This window comes from Lentibacillus sp., assembly GCF_035301675.1.
In the GTDB taxonomy this organism is placed as follows: domain Bacteria; phylum Bacillota; class Bacilli; order Bacillales; family Amphibacillaceae; genus Lentibacillus.
Genome location: NZ_DATGTT010000006.1, coordinates 1 through 14,916 on the forward strand (window position 1 = coordinate 1; position 14,916 = coordinate 14,916).

The 14,916-nt window shown below is 43.5% G+C and carries 16 protein-coding genes, 1 pseudogene and 1 other annotated feature; of the genes and pseudogenes, 10 read left to right on the forward strand and 7 right to left on the reverse strand.

The window, feature by feature from the left end; all coding sequences use genetic code 11:
• Window positions 1-194 precede the first annotated feature (194 nt).
• Window positions 195-395, reverse strand: a complete 201-nt coding sequence (locus tag VK097_RS00720; RefSeq protein ID WP_010529359.1) for a cold shock domain-containing protein — start codon at window positions 393-395, stop codon at window positions 195-197.
• A 299-nt stretch (window positions 396-694) separates the two neighbouring features.
• On the opposite strand from VK097_RS00720, the gene trhO reads away from it, so the two are divergent.
• Both trhO and VK097_RS00730 read left to right on the forward strand, forming a co-directional pair.
• Window positions 695-1,678 (forward strand): oxygen-dependent tRNA uridine(34) hydroxylase TrhO, encoded by a 984-nt coding sequence (gene trhO, locus VK097_RS00725; protein ID WP_324209878.1) that lies wholly within the window; start codon window positions 695-697, stop codon window positions 1,676-1,678.
• A 211-nt stretch (window positions 1,679-1,889) separates the two neighbouring features.
• On the forward strand, window positions 1,890-2,372 hold the full coding sequence (locus tag VK097_RS00730; protein WP_324209971.1) for a glutathione peroxidase: 483 nt from the start codon (window positions 1,890-1,892) through the stop codon (window positions 2,370-2,372).
• Window positions 2,373-2,456: 84 nt separating this feature from the next.
• Here the strand turns inward: VK097_RS00730 and proS are convergent, their stop codons facing one another.
• Window positions 2,457-3,854, reverse strand: coding sequence for a proline--tRNA ligase (gene proS / locus VK097_RS00735; RefSeq protein WP_324209972.1), 1,398 nt, complete (start codon window positions 3,852-3,854; stop codon window positions 2,457-2,459).
• Window positions 3,855-4,003: 149 nt separating this feature from the next.
• Window positions 4,004-4,222, reverse strand: a binding site (T-box leader).
• A 174-nt stretch (window positions 4,223-4,396) separates the two neighbouring features.
• Between proS and VK097_RS00740 the strand changes: the two genes are divergently transcribed.
• The gene (locus tag VK097_RS00740) at window positions 4,397-5,674 is read left to right on the forward strand and encodes an MFS transporter (RefSeq protein WP_324209973.1); all 1,278 of its coding nucleotides are present in this window, start codon (window positions 4,397-4,399) and stop codon (window positions 5,672-5,674) included.
• 115 nt (window positions 5,675-5,789) lie between these two features.
• Window positions 5,790-5,888 (forward strand): annotated as a pseudogene (locus tag VK097_RS00745) (VOC family protein); the annotation flags it as partial.
• Between the two features lie 77 nt (window positions 5,889-5,965).
• Here the strand turns inward: VK097_RS00745 and VK097_RS00750 are convergent.
• The 5 genes from VK097_RS00750 to VK097_RS00770 form a co-directional block, all read right to left on the reverse strand.
• Window positions 5,966-6,505 (reverse strand): GNAT family N-acetyltransferase, encoded by a 540-nt coding sequence (locus tag VK097_RS00750; protein WP_324209879.1) that lies wholly within the window; start codon window positions 6,503-6,505, stop codon window positions 5,966-5,968.
• 114 nt (window positions 6,506-6,619) lie between these two features.
• Window positions 6,620-7,171 carry a cysteine hydrolase family protein gene (locus VK097_RS00755; RefSeq protein ID WP_324209880.1) on the reverse strand — a complete coding sequence of 184 codons (552 nt, stop codon included), beginning with the start codon at window positions 7,169-7,171 and terminating at the stop codon, window positions 6,620-6,622.
• Window positions 7,172-7,288: 117 nt separating this feature from the next.
• The gene (gene thiD, locus VK097_RS00760; protein WP_324209881.1) at window positions 7,289-8,119 is read right to left on the reverse strand and encodes a bifunctional hydroxymethylpyrimidine kinase/phosphomethylpyrimidine kinase; all 831 of its coding nucleotides are present in this window, start codon (window positions 8,117-8,119) and stop codon (window positions 7,289-7,291) included.
• Window positions 8,120-8,140: 21 nt separating this feature from the next.
• Entirely contained in the window at window positions 8,141-8,626 is a 486-nt protein-coding gene (locus VK097_RS00765; RefSeq protein ID WP_324209882.1) for a DUF456 domain-containing protein, read from the reverse strand.
• A gap of 15 nt (window positions 8,627-8,641) precedes the next feature.
• On the reverse strand, window positions 8,642-9,265 hold the full coding sequence (locus VK097_RS00770) for a glycerol-3-phosphate acyltransferase (RefSeq protein WP_324209883.1): 624 nt from the start codon (window positions 9,263-9,265) through the stop codon (window positions 8,642-8,644).
• 180 nt (window positions 9,266-9,445) lie between these two features.
• Between VK097_RS00770 and VK097_RS00775 the strand changes: the two genes are divergently transcribed.
• From VK097_RS00775 to ehuA, 6 genes are all read left to right on the forward strand, one after another.
• Window positions 9,446-10,015 carry a M15 family metallopeptidase gene (locus VK097_RS00775; RefSeq protein WP_324209884.1) on the forward strand — a complete coding sequence of 190 codons (570 nt, stop codon included), beginning with the start codon at window positions 9,446-9,448 and terminating at the stop codon, window positions 10,013-10,015.
• 104 nt (window positions 10,016-10,119) lie between these two features.
• Window positions 10,120-11,097 (forward strand): ring-cleaving dioxygenase, encoded by a 978-nt coding sequence (locus tag VK097_RS00780; RefSeq protein ID WP_324209885.1) that lies wholly within the window; start codon window positions 10,120-10,122, stop codon window positions 11,095-11,097.
• A 557-nt stretch (window positions 11,098-11,654) separates the two neighbouring features.
• Window positions 11,655-12,569 (forward strand): ectoine/hydroxyectoine ABC transporter substrate-binding protein EhuB, encoded by a 915-nt coding sequence (ehuB, locus tag VK097_RS00785; RefSeq protein WP_324209886.1) that lies wholly within the window; start codon window positions 11,655-11,657, stop codon window positions 12,567-12,569.
• A gap of 119 nt (window positions 12,570-12,688) precedes the next feature.
• Window positions 12,689-13,348 carry an ectoine/hydroxyectoine ABC transporter permease subunit EhuC gene (ehuC, locus tag VK097_RS00790; RefSeq protein ID WP_324209974.1) on the forward strand — a complete coding sequence of 220 codons (660 nt, stop codon included), beginning with the start codon at window positions 12,689-12,691 and terminating at the stop codon, window positions 13,346-13,348.
• Window positions 13,348-14,082 carry an ectoine/hydroxyectoine ABC transporter permease subunit EhuD gene (ehuD, locus tag VK097_RS00795; protein ID WP_324209887.1) on the forward strand — a complete coding sequence of 245 codons (735 nt, stop codon included), beginning with the start codon at window positions 13,348-13,350 and terminating at the stop codon, window positions 14,080-14,082. The genes ehuC and ehuD overlap by 1 nt, the downstream gene beginning before the upstream one ends.
• A complete protein-coding gene (ehuA, locus tag VK097_RS00800; RefSeq protein WP_324209888.1) occupies window positions 14,082-14,852 on the forward strand; it encodes an ectoine/hydroxyectoine ABC transporter ATP-binding protein EhuA in 771 nt (256 codons plus the stop codon). Before ehuD ends, ehuA begins: the two co-directional genes overlap by 1 nt.
• Window positions 14,853-14,916: the final 64 nt, after the last annotated feature.

Below are 14,916 nucleotides of genomic sequence, written 5' to 3' on the forward strand. Positions count from 1 at the left end.
GATAAACGGTACAATATCTTTTCTGCTGCCGGAGTCCCACATTTCCATGCTCCGTTCACTCCAGAATTCCGCCCGGTTATCCCACTGCAGTTCTGCTTCCTGATGCCAGTCAAATTTTTTTGGCATGCAACCCCTCCTCAAACAAAAAAAGGTTTACCTCACAAATGAGATAAACCTTTTTATATCATAATCGATTAAACAGCTGTAACGTTAGCCGCCTGTGGCCCGCGGTTGCCTTCAACGATTTCGAATTCAACGTTCTGACCATCTTCAAGCGTTTTGAAACCTTCAGCATTGATTGCTGAGAAGTGAACGAATACATCGTCTCCCTCTTCGCGCTCAATGAAACCAAAGCCTTTTTCAGCGTTGAACCATTTTACTGTACCAGTCATCATAATTAACGACCTCCTTATACAAATATGTGCAAAGTAATTGAACCATAAATACTTTTACACCACTTGTTAAAGAGATCGTAAAGTATTACTAATTTCAATTTCATTTGCTTATTGCTACTTTACTACTTTATAAAACAAAACGCAAGTGGTTTTGATGAATAAATTAATTTATATTTCCCCTAAGCAATACCAGCCCTGGCAAAAAAGGTGTAAACATGATAAAATATTTTTCTGCAAGATTATAATTAGTTATCCACTGCATTTGTATCTTGCAAATATAAATGGTAGGTGGTATAGAAATGGAAAATAAACAGGAGTATCGGGTGTTGCTTTATTATAATTTCGTCCCGATTGACGACCCGGTGACTTTTTCGGAAGAGCATCTGGCTTTTTGTCAGGACCTTGGACTCAAAGGGCGGATTCTCGTGGCCGAAGAAGGACTGAACGGAACAGTTTCCGGTACAGTTGAACAGACTGAAAAATATATGGAGACCATGAATCAGGATCCGCGCTTTGCTGACATGACCTTCAAAATTGATGAGCACGATGGACACGCTTTTAAGAAAATGCACGTGCGGCACCGTCCGGAGATTGTCAGCCTGAAGCTGAATGAGGACGAAGATGTTAGCCCGATGGAAAAAACAGCAAAGTTCCTCTCACCCAAAGAGTTTTATGAGGCGATGCAGGATGAGGAGACGATTATTCTGGATGCCCGGAATGATTATGAATATGACCTCGGACACTTTCGTGGTGCGATCCGTCCGGAAATTGAGGCATTCCGTGAATTGCCTGACTGGATCCGCGAAAATAAAGATCAGCTGAAGGATAAAAAGGTGCTGACCTATTGCACCGGCGGCATCCGCTGCGAAAAATTCTCCGGCTGGCTGATGGATGAAGGCATTGAAGATGTTAATCAGCTTGACGGCGGCATTGTCACTTACGGTAAAGATCCGAAAGTGCAAGGTGAACTCTGGGATGGCAGATGTTACGTCTTCGATCAGCGCATCTCGGTTCCGATCAACCAGAACGAGCATGTAGTCGTCGGAAAGGACTATTTTGACAGGGAACCATGTGAACGCTATATCAACTGTGCTAACCCGTCATGTAACAAACAAATCATCTGCTCGGAAGAAAACGAGCATAAATATATGCGCGGCTGTACCCACGAATGCCGGGTAAACCGAGACAACCTGTATGTCCGGGAACACAACTTATCTCAGGAAGAAATCGACCATAAACTTGCTGTTATCGAGAAAGAAAACCGGGCAAAACAGGAAGCTTAATAATATGCAGAAAAGAATCGGCGACCAGTATTCGCCGGTTCTTTTTTTGGGATTAACATGATTCGGTCCTGTTTTCACATGTGAGTTTCATCCATTTTTCTGCGATAAACCCCGCTTTATACACTGTATAACAAGACCAAATACTGTTGATTTAATTTTTTGACAATAATTGGTTGCCGTTGTTATTCTTTACAAAAAGGGGGCGATTTCAATTAGTATTTATGATTTCTCCGCAAAGACAATAGATGGAGAAGAAAAATCGCTAAAAGACTATGAGGGGGATGTGCTGTTAATTGTCAACACCGCCAGTGAATGCGGGTTTACGCCACAATTTGATGGCCTGGAAAAGCTTTATGATACATATAAAGATAAGGGGTTGGCAGTACTTGGATTCCCGTGTAACCAGTTTAACAGTCAAGATCCAGGTTCAGATGGCGAAATAGCTACTTTTTGCCGAAGAAATTACGGTGTCACATTCCCTATGTTCAGCAAGATTGATGTTAAAGGTGAGAACGCACACCCTTTGTTTGTATACCTCACCGAACAAGCAAAAGGTGTCGTAACGAGACAGATAAAATGGAACTTCACCAAATTTCTGATTGATCGAAATGGAAACGTCATCAACCGCTACGCACCACAGACAAAACCTGAAAATATCGAAAAGGATATAGAAAAGGCGCTGCGAATTGAATAGATTATCCCTCAAAATGGCGGGACAGCTTTTTTTCACTTGGAACAAAAAATCGGGCGGCTGCAAGCAGCGCCCGATTTTTTTACCTTAATATGCTCTTGCCCAGTAAACCATTTCTGTCGCCTCTCTGCCGCAGCACACACAGGAATCAGCAACCTTCTCCTGCTCAAATGGAATACAGCGGGAAGTGGCAGATGTTTCTTCCTTAATTTTTTCTTCACAATCAGCATCGCCGCACCACATGGCCTTGATGAATCCCGGCGACTCATCCAGTGCACTCTTAATCTCGCCCATGTCAACAGCTGTTGTGGTGGTTTCCTCTAGATGATTCTGCGCTTGTTTGTAAAGGTTCTGCTGCACTTCTTGAAGCAGAGCCGGCAGCCGCTCCTCTAATTCGCCCAATGGCACAAACTCTTTATCGCCAGTATCACGGCGGACAAGCACCACCTGTTCATTTTCAATATCTTTCGGCCCCATCTCAATCCGCACAGGAATTCCCTTCATTTCATACTCATTGAATTTCCAGCCGGGCTTCTTATCACTGCCGTCGATATCAATGCGGACCAGGTTTTGCAGCCGATCACGAAGGTCATAAGCTTTATCCAGAACACCCTCTTTATGCTGGGCAACCGGTACAATCATCGCCTGTGTCGGCGCTATGCGCGGCGGAATCACCAGACCGCGGTTGTCGCCATGCACCATAATCAGCGCCCCCATAATCCGGGTGGACATGCCCCATGATGTCTGATGGACCGGTTTTTGCTCACCATTTTCGTCAAGAAAGAGTATGTCAAATGCTTCGGCAAAGCCTGTCCCAAAATAATGTGATGTGCCGGATTGCAATGCTTTACCATCGTGCATCAGGCTTTCAATCGTTAGAGTATAATTTGCCCCGGCAAATTTCTCGCTTTCGGTCTTTTTCCCACGGAGGACCGGTACAGCCAGATAATTTTCACAGACATCTGCATAAATTTCCAGCATACGGTTCGTTTCCGCTTCAGCATCTTCTCGTGTCGCATGGGCTGTATGTCCTTCCTGCCACAAAAATTCAAGCGAGCGCAGGAACGGCCGGGTTGTTTTTTCCCAGCGGACAACATTGCTCCACTGGTTATACAGCTTCGGCAGATCGCGATAAGAATGGATGTTTTTTGAATAGTATTCACCGAACAATACTTCAGATGTCGGCCGAACGCAAATCCGCTCCGCAAGTTCTTCCTCCCCGCCGTGGGTTACCCAGGCAACTTCTGGCGCAAACCCTTCAATATGGTCTTTTTCTTTTTGCAGCATGTTTTCCGGAATAAACAATGGGAAGTAAACATTCGAATGGCCCGTTTCCTTAAACTTCTTGTCTAGTTCATCACGGATATTTTCCCAGATGGCAAAACCGTATGGCTTAATGATCATCGTTCCGCGGACGGTTCCATAATCAACCAATTCCGCCTGTTTGACAACGTCTGTATACCACTGGGCGAAGTCATCTTCCATCGCGGTAATTTTCTCAACAAATTGCTTGTTTTTACTCAATTAAGTCACTCCTCTAAAATATATTTAGAATCGGCTGCAGCATGATATTGCCAGGCACTGGAAGAATATCGCTTGCAGTTTTCAGCCTATTAAAAAACCCCCGGTCCTTCAAAAGGGACCGAGGTCTGGTGGTACCACCCTTGTTTGCAGACATCCAGACGACTGCACACTTGATATCATAACGGTGTAAAACCGCGCACGTCTTCCGAAAAAACTTTTCGACGGCGAACTCAGAGGCAGGTTCCAGTTTGTGCCTTGGAAATTCCCACCAGCCATTTCCTCTCTGTCAAGGCCGCGCAAACTATACTTATCCTCATCAGCGTTTCGTCTATTGTATGTTTTAATATAAAACGATGACCAATTAAAGTCAAGCCCAAGCCGTAAAATCCGCCCGGAGACCGACGAAAATAACAACTGCCGCCTGATTCACCAGGCTGGATTATTCGATAAAATAGCGTTAGACTTTTGAAAGGCAAATAAGACCGGAGAAGAGGAGCATTATGATGGGGATCTGGAACAACAATAACTTTTTATTCCTGTTTCTGGGGAGAATTGTTACAAATATCGGCGACAGTATTTATTATGTGGCGGCCATGTGGCTCGTCTATAATTTGGGAGGAAGCGCATTTTATTCCGGTTTGGCAGGCTTTTTAACGCTGCTGCCATCTGCACTGCAGTTTATTACCGGACCATTTGTGGATCGCTGGCCGATTAGGAGAACGCTGGTTACGACACAAGTATTGCAGTCCGTTCTGATTTTAATTATTCCCGCCTCCTATTACTTTGATGTTTTGACTGTTCAGATTGTGCTGTTTGTCATGCCTGTCGTGGCCTTTATTGAGCAATTTGCCTATCCGTCACAGACAAAAGCCTTACCCGCCATTTTGACTAAAGAACAACTGATAAAAGGGAATTCGTACTTTTCGTTTGCCTATCAGGGAATCGATCTGGTCTTCAACGCCGTATCAGGTATTCTGGTTGCTTTCATGGGCGCGATTACGCTTTATCTTGCTGATTCGATGACCTTTGCTGTGGCAGCAATACTTTTTAGCCTGTTAAAAGTGCCACAGCTTGAGGAAAAGCCACAAGTCCAGAGAAAAGGACTCAAAATGGTCATGAAAAATTATTTTGCTGAATTGAAGGAAGGCTTCTCTATCGTATTCACATCACTTATGGCTACCTTTCTGATTGGTTCGGTTATGGCTAACTTTGCAATCGGTGCAGCTTTAGCGATTCTTCCGGCTTTTGGTGAAGACCATGGCGGACCGCAAATTTATGGCTTTTACCTGGCTGCCATGTCAACAGGCGGGCTAATCGGAGCTTTATTTGCCAATTGGATGGGAAAATTCCGTCTTGGCCATTTTTCCATTGCAGCATTTTTAATCGGATCCGTCTGCTGGGTACTGGCAGCAATTCTTCCGTGGACATACGCAGGCATCGTATTGTACGGAATTGCCTGGGTACCAATCGGCGGAACAAACGTTATTTTCAGCGCAGTCATGCAAACAGTGATCCCCAACAACATGCTCGGACGAATCAGCTCCGTCCAAAGGAGTATGACAGTCGTTGCCATGCCAATCGGGTCGCTTGCGGGCGGGTATTTAGCAGCTATTACCGGCAGCACCTTAATTTTTGCTGCGTCGGGGTTAGGTTTGGCGTTCGTTTCAATAGTCTGGATCCTTCATCCAAAACTGCGCAAACTGCCAAAAGCAGATGAGATGACACCGGAATTGCTTCATTTGCCTTTTCCAGGGGATAAACAAGTGCCACAACCGGATTAAACCCTTACTTTAAGTTTCAGAACAAATTATATTAAAATTAGCCTGATTATTTCTCTGGAATAAAGAATAATTCAGCAAAATTGTAAAACGGATTCATGGAAGGAGAAGAATTATAATGGAAAAAGTAACATCTTTCTTAATGTTTCAAGATGACAAGGCTGAGGAAGCCATGAATTATTACACATTCCTCATTGAAGATGCTCAAATTACAAGCAATTTCTCCAAGCGTTTTTATGCCACAGATGGCGTTCTGTATTCGTCAATATTTTACAAAGCAGACAATTTCAAGGATTAAACATTCAATGGCTTTTCATACATGGAAAACTGAATGCCCATCGCCTCAGCATAACCGGAAAAGGCGAACCCTGCATTCACATAAAATTGATTTAACCCTGGATTGTCCGCTACACAATCCAGGCGGAGTACATTGTTTCCCGTTTGACTATTTTCCTGGATCCATCTCAACAGCCTTTTACCAATGTGCTTATGACGGTAATTTTTATCTATGGCAAGCCTGTGCAAATAAAGAGACTCGTCATCCCGATTGCCCCATAGACGGGTGTCAAGTCCATTTTGGCTCTGTGAAAGGTTAAACGTCGCAACAGGACCGTCATCTTTGTTCTTTACCAGATAGGTCGTCCCAGCCTTAATCGCTTCTCTTACCTCTAATGCTGCCTCATCTGTCAGATAAAAATCCCATTGATGAATGCCCTTGTCAATCAGCCATTTTGCCGCATCGCGCAACATACGGATGACTTCATGAATATCATCCATACCTGCCTTTCTGACATTATAGCTCTCAAAGGTGTCCATTTTAAATAAACCAGTCATCACTTATCCTCCACTTGCGTATTGGTACATAGAACGATGGAAAACTTCTGCCGGAAACGGAAAACTTCTGCCGGAAAAGCCAGGGCCGAGTTCGGCCTGGCTTTTCCTCAGCAATTATACTACTTTTGCTCCGAGTGTATCTTTAAAATGGCCTAGCGCCCAGTCGTGCCCTGCCGCATTGAAGCTGGCCACTGCATCTTTGTGAATCACAATGTTGAACCCTTTGTTGTAGGCATCAACAGCGGTATGCAGAACGCAAATGTCAGTACAGACACCAACAAGATGGATTTCATCAATCCCCCGCTCACGCAGTTTGATCTCCAAATCTGTTCCGGCAAAAGCACTGTAGCGTGTTTTGTCAAAATAATAGACATGGCTCTTATCCTTATTTTCCGTATAAACCGACGATAAGGAACCATACAGTTCCTGGCCTTCCGTTCCAACGATATTATGCGGCGGAAAAAGTTCGGTTTCCGGGTGAAATGTATCCCCTGCTTCATGTGCATCAATCGCAAAAACTGTAAAATCACCTGCAGCGATAAAATCCCTCGTGATCGATACGATATTTTCCTCAATGGCCTGTCCCGGTTTACCACATGTCAGCTTCCCTTCATCTGCTACAAAATCAACCGTATAATCCACATTAATCAGTGCTTGCTTTTCCATTCATCCCACTCCTCTTTCAAATTTTTGCCATATCATTTGGCATTCTTCCTGCACAAGTTGAATATGCTCTTACACCAGTTGACACTGCCCCTCTCGTATTAAACTGATAAGATCCAATCAAAACCTTTCCACTTTAATCTTATGCGCTTCGCCTTTCATACGCTCAGCTGCATGATATGTCGGGCCAACCATATCAGTATAGGTAAAGCCATATTCAATCGCTGTTGTGACAAAGCCTTTCGATAGACGAACCGCTTCCGGCATCGAATATCCTTTGGTCATATAGGATGTAATCGCTGCCGAATATGAACACCCTGCACCGCTCGTATTTTCCGTATCGATCCGGGGTGCCTCAAATGCAGTCAATGTCTCGCCATCATACAGCACGTCAATCGCCTCGCCTTTCAACCTGCCGCCTTTTACCAAAACATATTGGGGTCCGAGCTCATACAAATCAACTGCAGCCTGCTTCATACCTTCTACCGTCTTCACTTCACGTCCATCCAAAAGATACGATGCTTCAGGCACGTTCGGTGTTATAACATCAGCCAACGGCACTAGCTTTTCCTTCAAAACATCGATGGCGTCATCCGCAAGCAGTTTCGAATCAAGCTTGCCGACCATGACCGGATCAACAACCACTGTTTTCTTTTCTGAATCAGCAATCAGCTCTGCTGCTTTTTCTATGATTTCTTTGGAAAACAGCATACCTGTTTTAAGTGCATCAATGCCCACCTGCTTTATTGCTGTAGCATATTGTGCTTCAATCGCTTCAATTGTCTGCAGATGCACATTTTTATCTGTTTCAGGATGTCGGGCAACAATCGCTGTTACCACACTCATCCCATATACGTCCAATTCCTGAAATGTCTTCAGATCCGCCTGGATGCCGGCACTCCCCCCAGCTGCAGATCCGGCAATTGTAATAGCGCGTGATGGTAAATTCATACTGCAAAATCCTTTCTTCTGTTAAAATATAATAACGATGAAGAACCATGCAATCATCGCCAATTGGATGACGACTTTTGCTGCCGCCCCTCCAAGAAATCCGATTAATGATCCGATAGACGCATGGACCGCCTCCTGGGTCGTTTTCTCCTGCATCATTTCAATCAGAAACACCGTCACAAACGGAATGATCAGGATGCCAAATGGCGGTATAATAAATGACCCGATAATAACAGCGATAGCGGCGCCGCGCTCGCCCCATTTGCTGCCGCCGTACTTTTTGACAAAATAACTGTTGGCAACGACGTCCGAAACAATCAGTATACCGGTCAATACAACCATTGCCGTCCAGAAGAACCAGGTCAACTCATCAGCATCGATCACAAAATGATAAAGCAAAAACCCAACCCAAAGCACTAACGGAGATGGAATAATCGGAAAAATGACACCTGCAAAGCTTGCGATAAATAATACAGCGATTATAATCCAAACGATGATGTCCACCATTGCTGTCCTCCACTTCTATGGCTCTTTTCGAAACATACTTGATACTCTTGTTTCTTCCTTATTAATCATACGTTTATAATTCTCCATATGTTTCATTATGCTCATAACCGATAATAACACAACAACCATCGTTGGCTCGATTCCAAAGAACAGGTAAGTTGTCACCAGAAATGAGAAATACATGAAAAGAACGCCGACGACAAGATAGTCGGTTGCCAGTGTAAATAAAAGCAAAATCGCAATTCCTATAAGAGCTATCTTCCAGTCAATGGCTAACAGGACACCGACTAATGATGCCGTCCCTTTACCGCCGCTGAATTTCATGGTGATCGGATAATTATGCCCCACTATAATAAATAACGCATTGATGTATACCAATAATGTTTGTGCAGGTCCGTCAATACCTTGACTTTCCAACAAATATAACACAAGTAAGATTGATAATGTCGCTTTTAAAATATCAATAAGCGCAACGAGAATACCAGACCTCCAGCCCAATAAAATTGCTGTATTGGAAGCCCCAGAGTTTTTCACCCCTGTATTCTTAATATCGGTTTTTTTATATTTGCCGACAATCTGTGAGCCATGAATGCATCCAAACAGATAACCAACCAGACTGACAATCAGCACGGAAACCATAAAACCCCTCCCCCTCTAGTTTATCTTATATTCAGTCATAGGATTGTTCAAGACAATTATCTCCGGAAGCCATGCCCCTTTTTGCCGGTTCTTTTCAATTATAGATATCTTTTGATAACTGAACAGTAACCCTGGATGTTATAATTATAACGAAATCTATTTGCAAGGAGAACGGAGATTTTGAAACGCTACCGCAAAGACATCACAGCATGGTTTATCATTATTTTATTTTTAATAACATTATTCTTTTTATATAACCAATTAAAAACAGACCGTTATGATGATCAGGGGGGTGAGGCATCGCTTCCGGAAAGCCTTGATCCGGTTGTCACCAGGAAAACGGAAAAACTAGTTAAACGAGCTTCTGAAAAAAATATCGATGTCGTCATTACCGAAACCGTACGGAGCCATGAGGCACAGGACGCATTATATGAACAAGGCCGCTCAAAAGACGGAAACATTGTAACCTATGCTCAGGGCGGCGAATCCTATCACAACTACGGGCTTGCAGTTGATTATGCTTTGCGCAATTATAACGGCAAAATTATTTGGAACACAAGTTATGACGGCAATAACAATGGGGAGTCAGACTGGTTCGAAGTTGCCGACATGGCTAAAGAAATTGGATTTGAGTGGGGCGGTGACTGGAGTAATTTCAAAGACTATCCGCACCTGCAAATGAATTTTGGATTGAGCATCGATCAATTGAAGCAAGGGCTGCGCCCGAAGCATGAGGACTCCGATCAATGAGGCATTATCCTGTACAAGCAGTTAAAACCGACTTATACTGTATTTATACTGAATTTAAGTAATTTTAATTCAGTATAAATACGCTTAAATGAAGGAGTTTTTCTATGGAACTGAAAGGTATTCACCATGTATCCGCCATTACAGCAAATGCAGCCAATAACTATCAATTCTATACAGAGGTTTTAGGTATGCGATTGGTGAAAAAAACAATCAACCAGGACGACCCATCTGTATACCATTTATTTTATGCAGATGAGATCGGCAATCCCGGAACCGATTTAACATTTTTTGAAATTCCGAGTGCAGGAACAACGTACCAGGGCAACAACAGTATCACCGGTACATCCCTCCGTGTGCCCAACGACGACGCACTGGCATACTGGGAAAAACATCTGACTGAAAACGGTGTTGACCATGATGGGGTTGCAGAACAGGACGGCCGAAAAATCATCAATTTTCGTGACCCCGAAAACCAGCGGTTAACACTTATTTCAGATGAAACAAACTCAGGCGTTGAAGGCGGAAAGGTATGGGAATACAGCAGTGTCCCTGCTGATAAAGGCATCATTGGTCTTGGGCCGGTAAAGCTGACAGTACAGAATCCCGTTTCTACAACCAATGTGCTAACTGAAATATTAACGTTTCAGGAAACCGGCAGTTACCCATCACCTGTCAATGGGCAAGACGACATTCGCGTTTTTTCAACCGGGGAGGGTGGCACAGGTGCAGAAGTACATCTGGAAATCCGCGATGAACTGCCAAAAGAACGGCCCGGCCGGGGAAGCGTTCATCACGTGGCCTTTCGGGTCGAGAATGAAGATGAATTGGCAAAATGGAAGGATCGGATTGTTGCTGAACGCATTCCCAATTCCGGATTGGTTGACCGCTTCTATTTCAAATCACTCTACTTCAGGGAACCAAATGGCATCTTGTTTGAACTGGCAACAGACGGACCCGGATTTGCAACTGATGAAGATGAAGGCCATCTGGGCGAATCACTGGCACTGCCGCCATTCTTTGAAGACCAGCGTGAAGAAATTGAAGCTAATTTAAATCCTCTGGATACAACGAGACCGCGCTAATTGGCGCGGTCCTTTTCTTTATTAGTGAATATCCCCCAAATTTGGAAAGGGACTTCCTGCTTATCCTAAAAACAAAATACACATGACATATTTCCTGCCATTAGCTCATATATTATTACAACTACTAGCATGTCCATTTGCTGGTCAAATCGAGACTGAATTTTCTGTCATAATGACCAATTACGAGCATATAAAAGTAATACAATCTATTTTAAAGCATATTATAGTATACATTAGATTCATAGATGCTATTGGTGAAATTTGGGGATATATTTAAAATTATCAAAAAATATAGCGTTTGAACAGATTGCGCACTCCTTATACTATTATAGTATGACTTTTTTCCAAGAACTTTCCCTATTTTCCGATTGTTCAATTTCTAGTAAAAAAGTAGTACGTATTGCAAGTTATACTGGGATATTGAACACGAATACTTAACGCCTTATCTCCACTTAAGGTAGACAAATTTATAAAGAGAATCATAGGTAAACGGGCTTACCGTCATAATACACGGCATTTCCCCGATACTTAAAAAATTATGGGAGGTCATTTAGGAGATGAAAAAACTATTATTAGCTTCAATCTTCGGCATTTTCATACTGGTGCTTGCGGCCTGCGGCGGATCAGATGATGCAAGCGGCAGTGACAGCGGAGATAGCGGAGGTGAAGGTGAATCAAGCGGAGGTTCAGCGCTTGAAAAAATTAAAGATTCAGGAACCGTTCAGATTGGCTATGCGGATGAAAAGCCGTATGGCTATAAGGAAGACGGCGAACTAAAAGGTGCATCACCGGATATTACGGCAGCGGTATTTGCGGAACTTGGTGTGGACAATGTTGAAGGTCAAATACTCAATTACGACCAATTGATTCCTGGTTTAAACGCAGGTAAATTTGATGTTATTACATCAGGTATGGCGATTAACCCAGGCCGCTGTGAAAATGCGGACTTTGGCGAACCGGAAATGACGTATGGGGAAGGTCTTGTTGTCCCGGCTGGTAACCCGATGGATCTTCATAGTTATAAAGATATAGCTGAAACGGGTGCTTCAGTTGCCATCATGTCCGGTGCAACCGAAATCGATTATGTGAAAAAAGAAGGTGTGGAGGAAGGTAAGATACAAAAGGTTTCAGATATTCCTGCAACTTTCTCAGCTGTTGAGTCCGGCCGTGCTGATGCAACAACAGGAACAGAAATGACTGTGAAAATGGCATTGAAATCAGCAGATACTGACAAACTTGAATTTGTGGAAGACTTTGAACAGCCGGATATTGAAGGCGTTCCAAGCTATGGCGCTGCTGCTTTTCACCCGGATAACGACAAGCTACGTGAAGCGTATAACAAAGAACTGCAAAAATTAATTGATGACGGCACAGTTGCTGACATATTAGAAAAGAATGGTTTCCACCCAGAGAACAACGCACCTCCGGAAGATATAACAACTGAGGAAATCTGCAGTGGTGAAAAATATTAAACACGGTTTGAAAAACATATAATATTTCTGCAATGACTCCATAGGGTCCGGCTCCCTCACCCAGGGGGTCTGACCCTATTATTTTGTAAAGTACAATCCTTCTAAGAGGAGTGATTATTATTAACGCTCTTGCTGAGATATTTCCAATCCTTATGCAAGGTATAGGTATTACAATTAAAGTTTTGATTGGTTCTATCATTCTCGGTTATTTAATGGCATTTATTGCCGGCTTCTGCCGCTTATCCAAGAACCCAATCATTAAATATTTAACAAGCTTTTATGTTGAAGTGTTCCGCGGAACGTCATTGATCGTCCAACTATTCTGGCTTTTTTATGCCCTGCCGATCTTATTTGGCATAGACTTGGGAAGTGATTACCTCGCAGGTGTCCTTGCGATTGCTCTAAACTATGGTGCATACATGTCAGAGATTGTACGTGGTTCAATATTGTCTGTTGCGAAGGGTCAGACAGAAGCTGCGACTGCTCTTAATATGTCGAGTTTCCAGCGCATGCGCCTTGTTATTTTTCCGCAGGCTGTCCGCATGATGCTTCCGGAATTCGGCAACTACCTTATTCAAATGCTCAAGGCGACATCCCTTGTCTCACTGATTGGTATGTCCGATATATTATACTATGGTGATATTTTACGGAGCAGTAATCTTTCACAGGCACCGACTGTCTATTTCTTAGTGCTTGTATTCTATTTCATTATGGCACTGCCATTAATTTGGCTGACCAGAAAGATGGAAACAGCATCGAAGAAAGGAGTGGCTAGCTAATGAATGGCGGCAACTGGCAATGGAATACATTCTTTGAAGCCTTCCCGGTTGTATTAGAAGGACTAGGAATCACATTAGGACTGACTGTTGCAACCTACTTATTCGCGCTTATATTTGGTTTTGTCTGGACGGCCTTGGGTGCAATCCGTAACAAACCTCTCAAATGGTTGTTCAGATGGATCATGGAATTCATTAGGTCCACACCACCCCTGGTTCAGCTATTTTTCATTTTCTACGCATGGCCAATGGTACCTGTTGTCGGATTTGCCCTGGATCCATTTACAAGTGCTATTCTCGGTCTGGGGGTTCACTTTAGCACGTATATAGGTGAAGTGTACCGCTCCGGAATTGAAGCGGTCGATAAAGGTCAATGGGAAGCAGCCCGCGCACTTAATTTCTCGACTGGACAAAAATGGACCAAAATCATATTACCGCAAGCTATTCCGCCAACCATACCGATGCTTGGAAACTATTTGATCATTATGTTCAAGGAAATTCCATTGGCATCAACGATTGGGGTTGCGGGGATATTGAACCTGGCAAACTCTTACGGCTCTGCAAACTTCAGATATTTGGAGCCCTTGACAATAGTCGCCTTGCTGTTCCTTGTGTTAAGTTATCCATCCGCTATACTAATCAACAAATTGGAACGTAAAATGAACCGTCGCTTTGATAAAAAAGAACCGACCGGCGGTAAACCACTTAAAGAAGAAAAGGAAGGAGCTGCATCGTAATGGCAGAATCGATTGTACAATATCAGGATGTGCATAAATCGTTTGGCGATACAGAAGTATTAACAGGCATTAACCTGGATATTCAACCTGCTGAAAAAGTCGCTGTCATCGGACCAAGCGGTTCCGGGAAAACAACCATCATCCGCATGCTGATGACACTGGATGAGCCGACGTCCGGTGATATCATTGTTGATGGCAGGAACTTATGGCATATGGAGAAAAATGGCGAGCTGGTGCCTGCCAACGAAAAACATTTAAGACAGGTACGCGGGGATATCGGAATGGTTTTTCAGCACTTTAACCTGTTCCCGCACATGACCATTCTTGATAACTGTATGTCAGCGCCGATACATGTTCAGAAAATGGATAAAAAAGAAGCAAAACAGCGATCCATTGAAATGCTGGAAAAAGTTGGACTTGGTGATAAACTTGATAATCATCCGAACCAGCTATCGGGAGGGCAAAAGCAGCGTGTTGCAATGGCCCGTGCTCTGGTAATGCGTCCAAAAGTTATGCTGTTTGACGAGGTAACATCAGCACTTGATCCTGAATTGGTCGGTGAAGTGCTGGAGGTTATCCGGGACATTGCCAATGAAGGTGAAATGGCAATGGTTCTGGTTACTCACGAAATGGAATTTGCCCGTGATATTGCTGATCGCGTCCTTTTTCTTGATAATGGTGTAATAGCTGAACAGGGACCGCCGGCAGATGTATTGGAAAATTCCACAAACGACAGGCTGCAAAGCTTCCTGCACCGTTTCAGATCATAAGCGTAAAAAAAAAGCTGACCTGCTCATGAAGAGCGGTCAGCTTATTATCACTGCGTATCAGCTT